Here is a 14,632-nt window from a genome sequence, read left to right as displayed (position 1 = left end):
TACTCGGGCGGGGAATAATGTAACAAACGGCCGTGGCGGCGCCGATTTCCGGGGTACTCCCCCGAACGGCGCCGTCACAGTCGCCGTCACACTTCTCAACATTCGCTTTGTCTGCTACGGCGCCCGTCCCTACGGTATACCGGTGACCACTTCCACCAGCACCCAGCGGGCCGCGCGTCGGCTCCCGGCGTGGGCCACGTCCTTCGGCCCCCAGATCATCGCCGCGCTCGTCGTCGGCGTCGCCCTCGGCCTCCTGGCCAAGTACACGGGGCACACCGCGAAGGCCCCGAACGCCCTCGGGGACACCCTCAAGACCATCGGCAGCAGCTACGTCTCGCTCCTGCAGACCGCCGTCGTGCCGCTCATCTTCACGGCCGTCGTGAGCTCGATCGCGAACCTCCGGCAGGTCTCCAACGCCGCCCGCCTCGCGTGGAACACGCTCCTGTGGTTCGGCATCACGGCCGGCGTCTCCGTGCTCATCGGGATCGGCCTCGGCGTCGTCTTCCAGCCCGGCGCCAACACGGGCATCACCCAGGAGGCCTCGTACTCCGGCAAGACGGGCGACTGGTGGGCGTTCCTCACGGGCCTGTTCCCGAAGAACTTCCTCGGCCTCGGCGCGAGCACCACGGTCACCGACACGGCCGCGACGACGTCCGTCAGCTTCAACGTCCTGCAGATCCTCGTGATCGCGATCGCCGTCGGCGTCGCGGCCCTCAAGGTCGGCAAGAAGGCCGAGCCCTTCCTCGACCTCAACGCCTCGGCCCTGGCCGTGATCCAGAAGGTCCTCTGGTGGATCATCCGCGTCGCCCCGATCGGCACCGTCGGCCTCATCGGCAACGCCGTCGCGGTGTACGGCTGGGACACCATCGGCGCGCTCGGCAAGTTCACCGGCGCAATCTACGTGGGCCTCGCCCTCGTCCTCTTCGTGGTCTACCCGGTCCTCGTGAAGTCCCACGGCCTCTCGGTCAAGCAGTACTTCTCGGGCGCGTGGCCGGCGATCCAGCTCGCCTTCGTCTCGCGCTCCTCGATCGGCACGCTCCCGCTGACCCAGCGGGTCACCGAGCGCAACCTCGGCGTCCCCTCGGGCTACGCGTCCTTCGCGGTGCCCCTCGGCGCGACGACCAAGATGGACGGCTGCGCCGCGATCTACCCCGCGGTCGCCGCGATCTTCGTCGCCCAGTTCTTCGGGATCAACCTCGACCTGAGCCAGTACCTGCTCATCGTCCTCGTCTCGGTCCTCGGCTCGGCGGCGACGGCAGGCACCACGGGCGCCGTCGTCATGCTCACCCTCACGCTCTCGACCCTCGGCCTGCCGCTGGCCGGCGTCGGCCTGCTCCTCGCGATCGACCCGATCCTGGACATGGGCCGCACCGCGGTCAACGTGGCCGGGCAGGCCCTCGTCCCGACGATCGTCGCGAAGCGCCAGGGCATCCTCGACGAGGAGCTCTACAACGCCCCGCGCCACGGCGACCCGTTCAGGGACGAGTCCGGCGAGGACGCGCAGCCGGTCAAGCAGGACAACAACGCGCACGACGGCGAGCTGGCCGCCTCCCGCTCCTAGCCCACCGCCCGCAGGGCGCCCTCTCAACGCCGCATCGCGGCACGCTGTCATCCGTCCCGGATTCCAGCGTGTCGCGATGCGGCGTTCTGGCGTGGGCTGGAGCGGGTGCGTGGCTAGGCTGAGCCCATGCTCATCGTCACGACGAACGACATCCCCGGGCACCGCATCGACGCCGTCTTCGGCGAGGTCATGGGCCTCACCGTCCGCGCCCGCGACATCGGCGCGCAGTTCATGGCCAACTTCCGCTCGATCGGCGGCGGCGAGCTGCCCGAGATGACCAAGGCGCTCTACGAGAGCCGCCAGCAGGTCATGCACCGCATGGTCGCCGAGGCCCAGCACCGCGGTGCGAACGCGATCGTCGGCATGCGCTTCGACACCTCCGAGCTCGGCCCGAACTGGACCGAGGTGTGCTGCTACGGCACCGCGGTGTGGGTCATCCCGCTCGCCAGGGGCGAGGCCGGGGCGACGGGCCAGTCGGCATACCTCGTGGATCAGGCGAGCCGCCTGCCCCATCCTCCCCAGGGCCAGGAGGGCCCCTACGGCCCGCAGGGCTGAGACTCCGGCGCGGGCTTTCTTGCACTGAGTGCAAACTTGCACTTAGTGTAGTCACGTGACCCCCGAAACCCTCTCCCGCCGTGAGCAGAACAAGGCCGCGACGCGCGAGTCCATCGTGGCCGCTGCCCTCGGGCTGGCCCGCGAGCGCGGCCTCGGCGCCTTCACCGTCGAGGACATCGCCGAGTCCGCCGGCGTCTCCCGGCGCACCTTCTTCAACTACTTCACGAGCCCCGAGGAGGCCATCGCGGCCCCGACCTTCGGGTTCCTCGACCGCGCCCTCGAGCGGCTCCGCGACCGCCCGGCGGACGAGCCCCTCCTCGAGTCCGCCCTCACCGTGATCTATGGGCTCGCGGACAACGACCTCATCGCCCCCATGGCCGAGTCCTTCCTCGTGGCCCACGGCCACGAGCCCGTGGCGCGCTTCCAGCTCCAGGCCTTCGAGGAGTGCCGGGAGAAGATCGTCGCCGCCATCCGCGGCCGCGACGGGGCCGAGAGCCTCGACGGCCTCTACGTCCACGCCCTCGCCGCGTGCGTCATCTCGTGCGGGAAGTCCGCGCTCGAGGTCTGGATGGCCGAGCGCGGCGGCGACCTCGCGCCGTCGTCCCTCGCCCGCCTCCGCGAGCTGCTCACCGCCTCGATCACCCACCTCAAGTCCGGCTTCGCGGGCTGACGCCCGACCACCGCGCCTGCTGCCCCACCCACCCGCCCTAGGAAGGCTCCCATGGCCACCCTCCTCTACCGCCTCGGCCGGTTCTCCTACGACCGCCGCTGGCTCGTGCTCGCCCTCTGGCTCGTGCTCGTCGCCGCCGTCGGCGGATCCGCCGCGGCGTTCCACGGCACCATGACCAACAACTTCCAGATTCCCGGCACCGAGACGCAGCGCATGGCGGACAAGCTCAGGGCTGACCTCCCCTCGGCCTCGGGCGGGAACGCGTCGATCGTCTTCGAGTCCCCCGGCGCCGCCTTCACCGACGCCCAGAAGCGCCAGCTGGGCGACGCCCTCAACGAAATCAAGGGCCTCGACGGCGTCCGCGGCGTCACCGACCCCTTCGCCACGCAGGCCCAGCTCGACGGCGCGACGGCCCGGATCGCGGCCGGGCGGCAGGAGATCGAGGCGAACGAGGCCAGGCTCGCCGCCGGGGAGCCCGAGCTGGCCGCCGGCAAGGCCCAGCTCGACGCGGGCCGCGCCCAGCTTGAGGCCGGTCAGGCTCAGCTCGACGCCCAGAGGCAGGCGCTGGCGGCCCAGGGCCTCCCCGAGGCCGCCATCGCCCAGGCCACCGCCTCTGCCCAGGCGCAGCTCGACGCGGGCCGCGCACAGCTCGACGCCAGCCAGGCCCAGTACGACGCCGGCCGGAAGCAGGCCGACGAGGGCGCCGCGAAGATCGCCGAGGCCAAGGCCCAGCTCGCCCTCGCCGAGCGGCAGTCCCAGGCAGCCGGGGACCTCCGCTTCGTCTCGGCCGACGGCAGGGCCGCCATCGCGGCACTGCAGCTCACCCAGTCCACCGACGGCCTCCCCGTGTCCCTGCGCGAGGACATCCAGCGGATCGCAGCCGGCGTGCCCGGCGTCGAGGCGCACGCGAGCAAGGAGCTGACCCAGGACATCTCCTCGATCTTCGGGGCCGCGGAGGCCATCGGCGTCGGCGTCGCCGCCGTCGTCCTCATCGTCATGCTCGGCACGCTCGTCGCCGCGGGCCTGCCGCTCGTCATGGCCCTCGTCGGGGTCGCCGTCGGCGTGGGCGGCACCTTCGCCCTGACCGGCGTCGTGCAGATGAGCTCGGTGACCCCCATGCTCGGGCTCATGCTCGGCCTCGCCGTCGGCATCGACTACTCGCTCTTCATCGTCAACCGGCACCGGAACCAGCTCCTGGGCGGCATGGACCCGCGCGAGTCCGTCGCACTCGCCACGGGGACGTCCGGCAACGCCGTCGTCTTCGCGGGCCTCACCGTGATCATCGCGCTCGCCGCGCTCGTCGTCCCGGGGCTGCCGTTCCTCGCCGTCATGGGCCTCTCGGCTGCCGCGACCGTCGCCGTGGCCGTGCTCGTGGCGGTCACTCTCCTGCCCGCCGTCCTCGGGTTCGCCGGGCGGCGGATCGTCTCGAGGCGCCGCTGGGCGAGGGCCGAGGCGGAGAACGCCCGCGCCGGCCACGAGGAGGAGGCGGCCCGCGAGGACCTCGCGGCCTCCCACCGCGGCTGGGGCGCATGGGTCACGCGGCACCCCTGGCTCTCGGTCGTGGCGTCCGTGGCCCTGCTCGGCGCCCTCGCGCTGCCGGCGGCGCAGCTCCGCCTGGCCCTGCCAGACGGCGGGTCCGAGCCGGTCGCCTCGAGCGCCTTCAAGGCGTACGAGGCCACGGGGACATACTTCGGCCAGGGCATGACCGGCCCGATCATCGTGGTCGGCGAGCTCCCCGCGGGGCTCGACGAGAACGCCGCGAAGACCGTCCAGTTCGACGTCGCGGACCGGCTCCGCACCGTCCCGGGCGTGGTGGCCGCGGTCCCCGGGACCCTCAGCGAGGACCGCCGCACGTCGGTCTTCCAGGTCATCCCGACCGAGGGCCCCGCGAGCGCGAGCACGGTCCAGGTCGTGCATGACCTGCGCGAGAAGGGCGCCGAGATCAAGGCCGACACGGGCGTGGCTGTCGGGCTCACGGGCCAGACGGCGGCGAACGTGGACATCTCCGCCAAGCTCGCCGACGCGCTCCCGCCGTACCTCGCGATCGTCGTCGGACTCTCGCTCCTGCTGCTCATGCTCGTCTTCCGCTCGCTGCTCGTCCCGCTCCTGGCCACGGGAGGGTTCCTCCTCTCGCTCGGCGCAGCGTTCGGCGCGATCGTCGCCGTCTACCAGTGGGGCTGGCTCGGCCCGGTCTTCGACGTCACGCACCCGGGGGCAGTGCTGAGCTTCCTGCCGATCCTGCTCATCGGCATCCTGTTCGGCCTCGCGATGGACTACCAGGTGTTCATCACCTCGGGCATGCGCGAGTCCTTCGCCCACGGCCAGGAGGCCCACCTCGCGGTCCGGACCGGCTTCCACCACGCGGCCCGGGTCATCACGGCCGCGGCGATCATCATGGTCAGCGTCTTCGCGGGCTTCATCTTCAGCCACCTGACGATGGTCCGCCCGCTCGGCTTCGGCCTCGCGCTCGGCGTGCTCCTCGACGCGTTCGTCGTGCGCATGACCCTCGTGCCCGCCGTCATGCGCCTGCTCGGCAGGGCCGCGTGGTGGCTCCCGGCCTGGCTGGACCGGATCCTGCCGGACCTCGACATCGAGGGCGCCAGGCTCGAGCGCACGACGGCGGCCCCCGCCCGGGCGGCCGAGCCCGCCGTCCGCTGAGCCCTGCTGGGGCCGGCACCGGCGTCTCCGTGGCCTAGGAACCCCGGCGGCCCGGGGCTATCCTGACGCACACAGAGCCGGCCGCGACCCGCGCGGCAGGCGAGCAGCCCCGGGAACCGACCGTGCCGACGTCGACCGCCGCAGACCTCGGGCGCACGGCGTACGCCGAGCGCCGGTGGCAGGACGCCTTCGAGCAGCTCGCGCGGGCGGAGCAGGAGAGCGGGCTGGCCGCCGACGACCTCCAACGGCTCGGGACGGCGGCACTGCTCGTGGGCCGCTTCGAGGAGGGCATCGACCGTCTCGGGCGCTCCCACGAGGACTACGTCCTGCTCGGCGACCTCCGCGCCGCGGCGCGGTGCGCCGCCTGGCTGGGAATGCACCTCATGTCGGCGGGCGAGCGTGCGGCGAGCTCCGGATGGTTCGGGCGCGTCCGGAGCCTCCTCGACGAACTCGGCGAACCGTCCGCCGAGGAGGCCTTCCTCCTGATCCCCCAAGCCCTCCGCGCCCTGTTCCACGGCGAGCCGGCCACGGCCCTGACCCTGTTCACGCAGTGCTCCGAGACGGCCGCCGCCTTCAGGGACCGGGAGCTGCAGACCCTCGCCCTCCTCGGCCGGGGCCAGGCCACGGTCCGGCTCGGCGAGACCGAGGAGGGCATGCGGCTGCTCGACGAGGCGCTCGTGTCGATGATGTCGGGGACGGTGGGCACCGTGGCCTCGGGCATCGTCTACTGCTCGGTCATCGAAAGCTGCCACGCGGCGTTCGACCTCGCGCGGGCGCAGGAGTGGACCGCCGCCCTGGACCGGTGGCGCGCCGGCCAGGGCGGGCTCGTGAGGTTCAGCGGGCAGTGCCAGATGCACCGGGCCGAGCTCTTCTGCCTGCACGGCGCCTGGGACGAGGCCCTCGAGGCCGCCCGGACGGCGCAGGCGCTCTACGAGGCCGGGGACCGCAACGCCGGCTGGGGCGCCTTCTACCAGGAGGGCGAGGTCCAGCGGCTGCGCGGCGAGTTCGAGGCCGCCGAGGCCGCCTACCTGCGGGCCCGCCGCTCGGGCTTCGAGCCGGAGCCCGGGCTCGCGCTCCTGCGCCTCGCGCAGGGCCAGCCGGAGGCGGCGTACGCGCTCCTGCGGCACGCCGCGGAGCAGGACGACGCCGTCACTCGCCGCGCGCTGCTGCCCGCCCTCGTCGAGGCGGGGCTCGCGGCAGGCGACGTCGCCGCGGCCCGCGAGGCCGCCGACGAGCTGGCAGCCGCGGCCCGCGAGCGCCCGATGCCCTGGGTGCAGGCCCTGGCCGCCTACGGCGCGGCCTCCGTGCTGCTCGCCGAGGGCCGGCCGGAGACGGCGCTCGAGGAGGCGACGGACGCGTGGCGCCTCTGGTGCGAGGTCGACTCCCCCTACGAGGCCGCCCGCTCCCTCGTGCTCAAGGCCCGCGCGCTGCTCGCGCTCGGGGAGGACGAGGTCGCCCGGCTCGAGCTGTCCACGGCCGGCGCGATGTTCGAGGAGCTCGGCGCGGCCCCGGCGCTCGAGGCGCTCCGGCGGGTCGCGCCGTCGTCCGCCGCGTCCGGGCCGCCGGCGGCCCTGGAGGAGGCACCGGGCCCGCTCAGCCCCCGCGAGCGCGAGGTGCTCGCCCTCGTCGCGAGCGGCCGGCCGAACCGCGCCATCGCCGGGGAGCTCTTCCTGAGCGAGAAGACTGTGGCGCGGCACGTGAGCAACATCCTGCTCAAGCTCGGGCTGCCGTCGCGGACGGCCGCCGCGGCCTACGCCTTCGAGCATGGGCTCGCGGGGCGGTCGGCGTCCTAGCCGTTCCCCCGCTTCTTGGGCTGCGCACACGTCCTGGACTGCGCACAATTGCCCACGCCGTGGCCGGCGCCCCTTTTGCACAGTTCTCCCGACGCGCCGGGCACCCCTGCCTCCGTAGCGTGAAGGCATGGAACTCCCGATCCCGGAACCCCCGGTTCGGGGCCCAGTACACCTCGCCCAGTCCACCACACCGCAAGGAGCTCGCCATGAACGGCACCGAGACCGTCGTCGACACGGTCGTCATCGGGGGCGGCCAGTCCGGCCTCGCCCTGGGCCACTACCTCGCCCGCCAGGGCCGCGACTTCGTGATCCTCGACGCCAAGCCCCGCCCCGGCGACGGCTGGCGCGACAGGTGGGACTCGCTGCGCCTCTTCACGCCCAGCTACGTCAACTGCCTTCCCGGTCGGGACTTTCCGGGCGATCGGCTCGGCTTCCCCACGAAGGACGAGGTGGCGGACTTCCTCGAGGCCTACGCGAGGGACTTCGCCCTGCCCCTGCAGAACGGCATCCGCGTGGAGCGCGTCCATCGCGACGGACAGGACCTCGTCGTGACCGCCGGGACGAGGATCTGGCGAGCCGCGAACGTCGTCGTCGCCACGGGCGGCGAGCAGACCCCGCGGACCCCGGGGTTCGCCGGCGAGCTCGATCCCTCGATCGTCCAGATGCACTCGTCCGACTACCGCTCGCCGGCCCAGCTGGCGGACGGCCCCGTGCTCATCGTGGGCCGCGGCAACTCCGGGGCCGAGATCGCCAAGGAGCTGTGCGCCAGCCACGAGACGACCGTGGCCGGGCGGGCCACTCCCGAGCTCCCGTTCCGGCACGGGCGCAGGGCGGCGCGGTTCGCCTTCCCGCTCATCGCCTTCGCCGGCCGACACGTCCTCACCCTCTCCAACCCGCTCGGGCGTCGGGTCATCCCCAAGATCAAGGAGGGCGGCGCGCCCCTCATCCGGACCAAGTCCGCGGAGCTCGCGGCCGCCGGGGTCGCGTTCGCGCCGCGGATCGTGGGCGTGGACCACGGCCGGCCGGTCGACGCCGAGGGCACCGTCCACGAGCCCGCCAACGTCATCTGGTGCACGGGCTTCCGCACGGACTTCAGCTGGATCGACCTGCCCTCGGTGCACGAGGGCGCCCTGCCGGAGCAGGACCGCGGCGTCGTCGCCGGCGAGCCCGGGCTCTACTTCCTCGGCCAGCCGTTCCAGCGCGGGCCGGCCTCGGGCACCTTCGGCACCACGTCCCTCGACGCCCGCTACCTCGCCCGGCGGATCGCCGAGCGGTCCGGCGCGCGTTCCAGGACGCTGGCGTCGGCATGACCGCGGCCTGAACGGCACCCGGCCGGCGCGCAGGCCGCAGGGCAGCGCCGAGCGGAGGCCCGGGCTGGTCAGGACAGCTAGGCTGGGCGGCGTGACCCACCACGCCGCCCCGCTGTCCCCGCCGGAGCTCATCCTCGCCTCCAAGTCCCCCGCCCGGACCAAGCTGCTCGACGAGGCCGGGATCCCGCACCGCGTCCTCGTCTCCGACGTCGACGAGGACGCGGTCGCCGCCGCCCACCCCGGCGCGTCCCCCGCGGAGACGGCGCTCCTGCTCGCGCGCGCCAAGGCCGAGGCCGTCGCCGCGCTCCCTGCCTCCGCGGGCGCGCTCGTGCTCGGCTGCGACTCGGTCTTCGAGTTCGGCGGCCGCGCCCACGGCAAGCCCTACACTCCCGAGGTCGCGCGGGAGCGCCTCGCCGAGATGAGCGGCCGGGCCGGAATCCTGCACACGGGTCACTGGCTCGTGGACCGGCGCGCGGGCGGCGCACCCCTGTCCGCGGGCGAGGGGCAGGCCGCGGACGACGGCGGCGGCCCCGGGGCGGGACGGCTCGCCTCGGCGGGGGTCGAGTTCACGCCCATGTCGGAGGAGGAGATCGCGGCCTACGTCGCCACGGGCGAGCCCCTGCACTGCGCGGGGTCGTTCACGATCGACGGCCTCGGCGGGGCCTTCCTGGCCCGCGTCGACGGCGACCCGCACGCCGTCGTCGGCCTCTCCGTCTCGGCCCTGCGCGCCCTCCTGGCCGAGGCCGGGGTGCGGCTCACGGACTGGTGGGCGGCCGCCGTCGTGCGCTGACGCGCGCCCCGGCACCCGATCCCGGCGATTTGTAGGCACCCTACAAAGGATCGGGGCCCCACGCACCGAATCCGCCACCAACATGGGCGAATCCACCAAGAGGGCGCTAGGCTTCCCGCTGTACAGAACGGAGTAGCCTTGTCCCCCATTGCTGCAAGCAGGCCCATTTCGAAGGTGCTCATCGCCAACCGAGGCGAGATCGCCGTCCGCATCATCCGCGCCGCCCGCGACGAGGGAATCGCCTCGGTCGCCGTCTACGCGGACCCGGACCGCGACGCACTGCACGTCCGGCTGGCCGACGAGGCCTTCGCGCTCGGCGGCACGACCGCCGCGGAGTCCTACCTCGTCATGGACAAGATCCTCGACGCCGCGCGCACCGCCGGCGCCGACGCCGTGCACCCCGGCTACGGCTTCCTCGCCGAGAACGCGGAGTTCGCCCAGGCCGTCATCGATGCGGGTCTGACTTGGATCGGCCCCTCGCCCGAGGCCATCGCCGCGCTCGGCGACAAGGTCCGCGCCCGGCACATTGCCGAGAAGGTCGGCGCGCCGCTCGTCCCCGGCACCGCCGACCCGGTGGGCTCCGCGGACGAGGTCCTCCACTTCGCCCGCGAGTTCGGCCTGCCCGTCGCGATCAAGGCCGCGTACGGCGGCGGCGGGCGCGGCATCAAGGTCGCCCGCACCCTCGAGGAGATCCCCGAGCTGTACGAGTCCGCCGTGCGCGAGGCGACCGCCGCGTTCGGCCGCGGCGAGTGCTTCATCGAGCGCTTCCTGGACGCCCCGCGGCACGTCGAGACCCAGTGCCTCGCGGACGCGTTCGGCAACGTCGTCGTCGTCTCGACCCGCGACTGCTCGCTCCAGCGCCGCAACCAGAAGCTCGTCGAGGAGGCGCCCGCGCCGTTCCTGACCGAGGAGCAGAACAAGCGCCTCTACGAGTCGTCCAAGGCCATCCTCAAGGAGGCCGGGTACCTCGGCGCCGGCACGTGCGAGTTCCTCGTCGGCCAGGACGGCACGATCAGCTTCCTCGAGGTCAACACGCGACTCCAGGTCGAGCACTGCGTCTCCGAGGAGGTCACGGGCATCGACCTCGTGCGCGAGCAGTTCCGGCTCGCCCGGGGCGAGGCCCTCGGCTACGAGGACCCCGAGGTCCGCGGCCACTCGTTCGAGTTCCGCATCAACGGCGAGGACCCGGGCCGTGGCTTCATGCCGGCCCCCGGCACGGTCGAGACCCTCCGGTACCCGACGGGCCCGGGGGTCCGCGTCGACTCCGGCGTCGAGGCCGGCGAGGTCATCTCGGGCAACTTCGACTCGATGCTCGCCAAGCTCATCGTCACGGGCTCGACCCGCACCCAGGCCCTCGAGCGCTCCCGCCGGGCCCTCGACGAGCTCGAGATCACCGGCATGCCGACCGTCGTGCCGTTCCACGCCAAGGTCGTGCGCGACCCTGCGTTCGCCCCGGCCGATGGCCCCTTCTCCGTGCACACGCGCTGGATCGAGACGGCCTTCGTCAACGACCTCGCCCCCTACGCGGGCGCCCATGGCGCCGACGCGGCGGACGACGCCGACGCGCGCCAGAGCGTCGTCGTCGAGGTCGGCGGGCGGCGGCTCGAGGTGACGATCCCCGGCGGCCTCGCCCTCGGCGGCGGCAAGCCCGCCAAGGCCAAGAAGAAGGTGCGCGGCTCGCGGAGCGCCTCGGGCGCCGGTGCGGCCGCGGCGGGCGGCGACGCGCTGACGGCGCCGATGCAGGGCACGATCGTGAAGGTGGCCGTCGCCGACGGCGACACGGTCGCCGAGGGGGATCTCGTCGTTGTCCTCGAGGCGATGAAGATGGAGCAGCCGCTCACGGCCCACAAGTCCGGCACGGTGCGCGGCCTCGTGGCCGAGGCGGGCCAGACGGTCTCGGCGGGCGCGCTCATCGCGACGATCGAGGACTGACCCCGCATCGCAGGGACGTGACCCCGCAAGCTTGGGACCTGACCCCGCATTGACGGAAAGGTGACCCCGCGTTGGAATTCCAATGCAGGGTCACCTTTCAGCGTTCCGGGGTCACCTCTCAACGTTGCGGGGTCACGTCTCAACGTTGCGGGGTCACCTTTCAGCGTTCCGGGGTCCATTGGCCGGTCAAGCGAGAAGAGGTGGCCACTCAACCCTTCCGGTTGAGTGGCCACCTCAGTCACGCTGAATGGCCGGATTCGGCCCTTCTAGGCGACGTTCTCCTCGAATGCGCGGTCCTTGGTCTCCTTGGTGAGCCAGAGTGCCACGAAAGTGAGCAGTGCGGCGGCGGCGAGGTAGACGCCGACCAGCGTCGTGCTGCCCTTGCCCGCCTGCCAGAGGGCGATCGCGACGAACGAGGCCGGGGCCGCGCCGATCACCGAGGACAGGTTGTAGGCGACGGCGGAGCCCGTGTAGCGGACGTTCGCGGGGAACAGCTCGGGAAGGATCGCGGCCATCGGGCCGAAGGTCAGGCCCATGAGCGTGAAGCCGACGATGAGGCCGACCAGGGCCGCGCCCTTGCCCGGGCCGAACATGAGGCCCCACGTGAGGCCGAAGACGAGGATCCCCGCCGTGACCCACAGGAGGAACTTCCGGCGCCCGTACTTCTCGGCGAGCGGGCCGGAGACGACCGTGAAGATGCCGAAGAACACCACGCCGAGGATGAGCATCCAGAGGAACTCGCTGCGCTCGATCCCGAGGCCGGGGACGAAGGCCGCCTCGTTGAACGGCTTGCCGGCCTTCTCGGCAGCGGCTCGGGCCACCTCGACCTTGTCCGTCGCCGTGCCGTAGGTGAGCGTGAAGCTCGTCGTCAGGTAGAAGAGGACGTAGGTCGCGAGCATGATGAACGTGCCCGCGATGACCGCCCGCCAGTGGTGCTTGAACGTCGCCGCGAGCGGGACCTTGGCGACCTTCTCCTCCAGCACGACCTTCTGGAAGGAGACGCTCTCAACGAGCTTGAGGCGGACGTAGAGGCCGATCGCGACCATGACGATGCTCGCGAGGAACGGGATGCGCCAGCCGTACGCCATGAACTGCTCGTCCGTCATGAGGGCGTCGAGGAGCACGAACAGGACGTTGGCGAGGATGAAGCCGATCGGCGCGCCGAGCTGGGGGAAGGTGCCCCACACCGCGCGGCGGTTGGCCGGTGCGTTCTCGGTGGCCAGGAGCGCGGCGCCGGACCATTCGCCGCCGAGGGCGAGGCCCTGGGCGAAGCGCAGGAGGACGAGCAGGAGGGGGGCAAGCACGACCCAGCCTGCCGTCGTCGCCGGCGGCAGGAGGCCGATGAAGAAGGTCGCGAGGCCCATGGTCAGCAGGGACGCGACGAGGGTCCCCTTGCGCCCGAGCCTGTCGCCGAAGTGTCCGAACAGGACGGAGCCGACGGGGCGGGCCACGAAGGCGACGCCGAAGATCGCGAACGAGCTCAGGATCGCGTTGATGTCGCTCGCGTTGGGGAAGAAGAGCTTCGGGAACACGAGCACGGACGCGGTCGCGTACGCGTAGAAGTCGAAGAACTCGATCGTCGTCCCGATGAGGCTCGAGAAGATGACGCGACCTCGCGTGTTCGACTGGGTGGGCTCTGTCACCGCAGATGAGGTGGACATTCACGTTCACTTTCGCAGGCCGGGCCGTCAGACAGACAGCCTCGGCGGGAATTCAGGACGGGACATCCTACCCTGGAGTAGTCCGCTGATCGGACATCAGGGCCAGCATGTGAGACGACCCTAGAGGGCGCGCCGACCTCTCCTCCGCACTCACGCGGGCGGCCCGGAGCGGAGAGGGAGATGTCACAGCGTGTTAACACCCCGCGCGGTCGGGTGAAACGCGGGCTTCTTAGTTTTGATGACAAGCCCGATGCCCCTCTTCCCCCCGTAAGGAGGACCCCATGAGCACCGAACCGCGCACCGCACCGGCCGCCCCGGAGGCCGCCGCCCCGCCGTCGTCCGGCCTCCGGCTCGACGTCCGCAAGGGCCGCTGGATCGAGCACTGGAACCCCGAGGACACCGTCCAGTGGGAGCGAGAAGGCCGCGCAATCGCCGGCCGCAACCTCCGCTGGTCCATCTTCGCCGAGTTCCTCGGCTTCGTCGTGTGGCAGCTGTGGTCGATCGTCGTCGTCCAGCTCCCCGGCGCCGGCTTCCAGCTCAGCACGTCCGAGACGTTCTGGCTCATCTCGATGCCGAGCCTCGTCGGCGCGACCCTCAGGATCCCGTACACGTTCATGGTCCCCAAGTTCGGCGGCCGGAACTGGACGATCGTCTCCGCGCTCCTGCTCCTCATCCCGTCGATCGGCCTAGCCGTGTGCGTGTCCGACCCGACGACGCCGTTCCTGACCATGCTCCTCTTCGCGGGCCTCGCCGGCTTCGGCGGCGGCAACTTCGCGAGCTCCATGGCCAACATCACCTTCTTCTACCCCGCGAGGGAGAAGGGCTGGGCCCTCGGCCTCAACGCCGCCGGCGGCAACCTCGGCGCAGCTGTCGCGCAGCTCGTCGTCCCGATCGCCGTCTCCCTCACCGCCCTCGTCGCCTCCGGCGCCAAGCTGAGCGTCGCCGGCCTCTTCTGGGTCCCGCTCATCCTCCTCGCGGCCTTCGGCGCGTGGAAGAACATGGACAACCTCTCCAACGCCAAGGGTGACCTGGCCGGCTCGATCGCCGCGCTCAAGGAACCCCACCTGTGGATCATGGCGTTCCTCTACATCGGCACCTTCGGCTCGTTCATCGGCTTCTCGGGCGTCTTCCCGAAGCTCATCAAGGACTACTTCCCCGAGTTCTCCTCCTTCGCCGTCGGCGCCGCCGCGATCTCCCTCGCCTTCCTCGGCCCGCTCGTCGGCTCCCTGGCCCGCCCCTACGGTGGCAAGCTCGCCGACCGCTTCGGCGGGGCCCGCATGACCGTCACGTCGTTCGGCGTCATGGCCGTCATCACGCTCCTCGTCATCGCGACCCTGCCGCTGGCCAACTTCTGGCTCTTCCTCGTTCTCTTCCTGGCGCTGTTCACCGCGAGCGGGTTCGGCAACGGCGCGACGTACCGAATGATCCCGGTCATCTTCGCCCGCGCCAGCCGCGCCGCGCAGCGCGGCGCCCCCGCCACGGAGACCGCCCGGCTCGCCTCCGCGGCCCTCGGCCTCATCTCGGCGATCGGCGCCTACGGCGGCTTCATGATCCCGCAGCTGCTCGGCGCCTCGAGCACCGCGACGGGCTCCTACATCCCGGCGTTCTTCGGCTTCGTCGGCGCCTACGTCCTCATGCTGGCCGTGACCGCGGTCTGCTACGTCCGCAAGGGCAGCCTCGTCGCCGGAGCCAAGGTCTGACC

Annotated in this window: 10 protein-coding genes; 9 read left to right on the top strand and 1 reads right to left on the bottom strand. The window is 72.1% G+C overall.

Annotated elements, in window-relative coordinates:
• The first annotated feature begins 142 nt into the window (after positions 1-142).
• From ACUYMY_RS06080 to ACUYMY_RS06045, 8 genes are all read left to right on the top strand, one after another.
• A complete protein-coding gene (locus ACUYMY_RS06080) occupies positions 143-1,561 on the top strand; it encodes a dicarboxylate/amino acid:cation symporter (RefSeq protein WP_481702719.1) in 1,419 nt (472 codons plus the stop codon).
• A gap of 126 nt (positions 1,562-1,687) precedes the next feature.
• Positions 1,688-2,116 (top strand): YbjQ family protein, encoded by a 429-nt coding sequence (locus tag ACUYMY_RS06075; RefSeq protein ID WP_481702718.1) that lies wholly within the window; start codon positions 1,688-1,690, stop codon positions 2,114-2,116.
• 55 nt (positions 2,117-2,171) lie between these two features.
• The gene (locus tag ACUYMY_RS06070; RefSeq protein ID WP_481702717.1) at positions 2,172-2,786 is read left to right on the top strand and encodes a TetR/AcrR family transcriptional regulator; all 615 of its coding nucleotides are present in this window, start codon (positions 2,172-2,174) and stop codon (positions 2,784-2,786) included.
• Between the two features lie 51 nt (positions 2,787-2,837).
• Positions 2,838-5,444, top strand: coding sequence for an MMPL family transporter (locus ACUYMY_RS06065; protein WP_481702716.1), 2,607 nt, complete (start codon positions 2,838-2,840; stop codon positions 5,442-5,444).
• A gap of 122 nt (positions 5,445-5,566) precedes the next feature.
• Positions 5,567-7,237 carry a LuxR C-terminal-related transcriptional regulator gene (locus ACUYMY_RS06060; protein ID WP_481702715.1) on the top strand — a complete coding sequence of 557 codons (1,671 nt, stop codon included), beginning with the start codon at positions 5,567-5,569 and terminating at the stop codon, positions 7,235-7,237.
• Positions 7,238-7,443: 206 nt separating this feature from the next.
• Positions 7,444-8,547 (top strand): flavin-containing monooxygenase, encoded by a 1,104-nt coding sequence (locus tag ACUYMY_RS06055; RefSeq protein WP_481702714.1) that lies wholly within the window; start codon positions 7,444-7,446, stop codon positions 8,545-8,547.
• Positions 8,548-8,638: 91 nt separating this feature from the next.
• The gene (locus ACUYMY_RS06050) at positions 8,639-9,337 is read left to right on the top strand and encodes a Maf family protein (protein WP_481702713.1); all 699 of its coding nucleotides are present in this window, start codon (positions 8,639-8,641) and stop codon (positions 9,335-9,337) included.
• Positions 9,338-9,511: 174 nt separating this feature from the next.
• Positions 9,512-11,269, top strand: coding sequence for an acetyl/propionyl/methylcrotonyl-CoA carboxylase subunit alpha (locus ACUYMY_RS06045; protein ID WP_481702712.1), 1,758 nt, complete (start codon positions 9,512-9,514; stop codon positions 11,267-11,269).
• 266 nt (positions 11,270-11,535) lie between these two features.
• On the opposite strand, the gene ACUYMY_RS06040 is transcribed toward ACUYMY_RS06045, so the two are convergent.
• Positions 11,536-12,930: an MFS transporter gene (locus tag ACUYMY_RS06040; RefSeq protein ID WP_481702711.1), complete on the bottom strand. Its 1,395-nt coding sequence runs from the start codon at positions 12,928-12,930 to the stop codon at positions 11,536-11,538.
• A 281-nt stretch (positions 12,931-13,211) separates the two neighbouring features.
• On the opposite strand from ACUYMY_RS06040, the gene ACUYMY_RS06035 reads away from it, so the two are divergent.
• A complete protein-coding gene (locus ACUYMY_RS06035; protein WP_481702710.1) occupies positions 13,212-14,630 on the top strand; it encodes an MFS transporter in 1,419 nt (472 codons plus the stop codon).
• The last annotated feature ends 2 nt before the right edge of the window (positions 14,631-14,632 follow it).

It is taken from the genome of Sinomonas sp. T428B, assembly GCF_056780155.1.
Note: the sequence above shows the minus strand (reverse complement) of the source record. Positions and strands in the feature narration are given on the sequence as shown.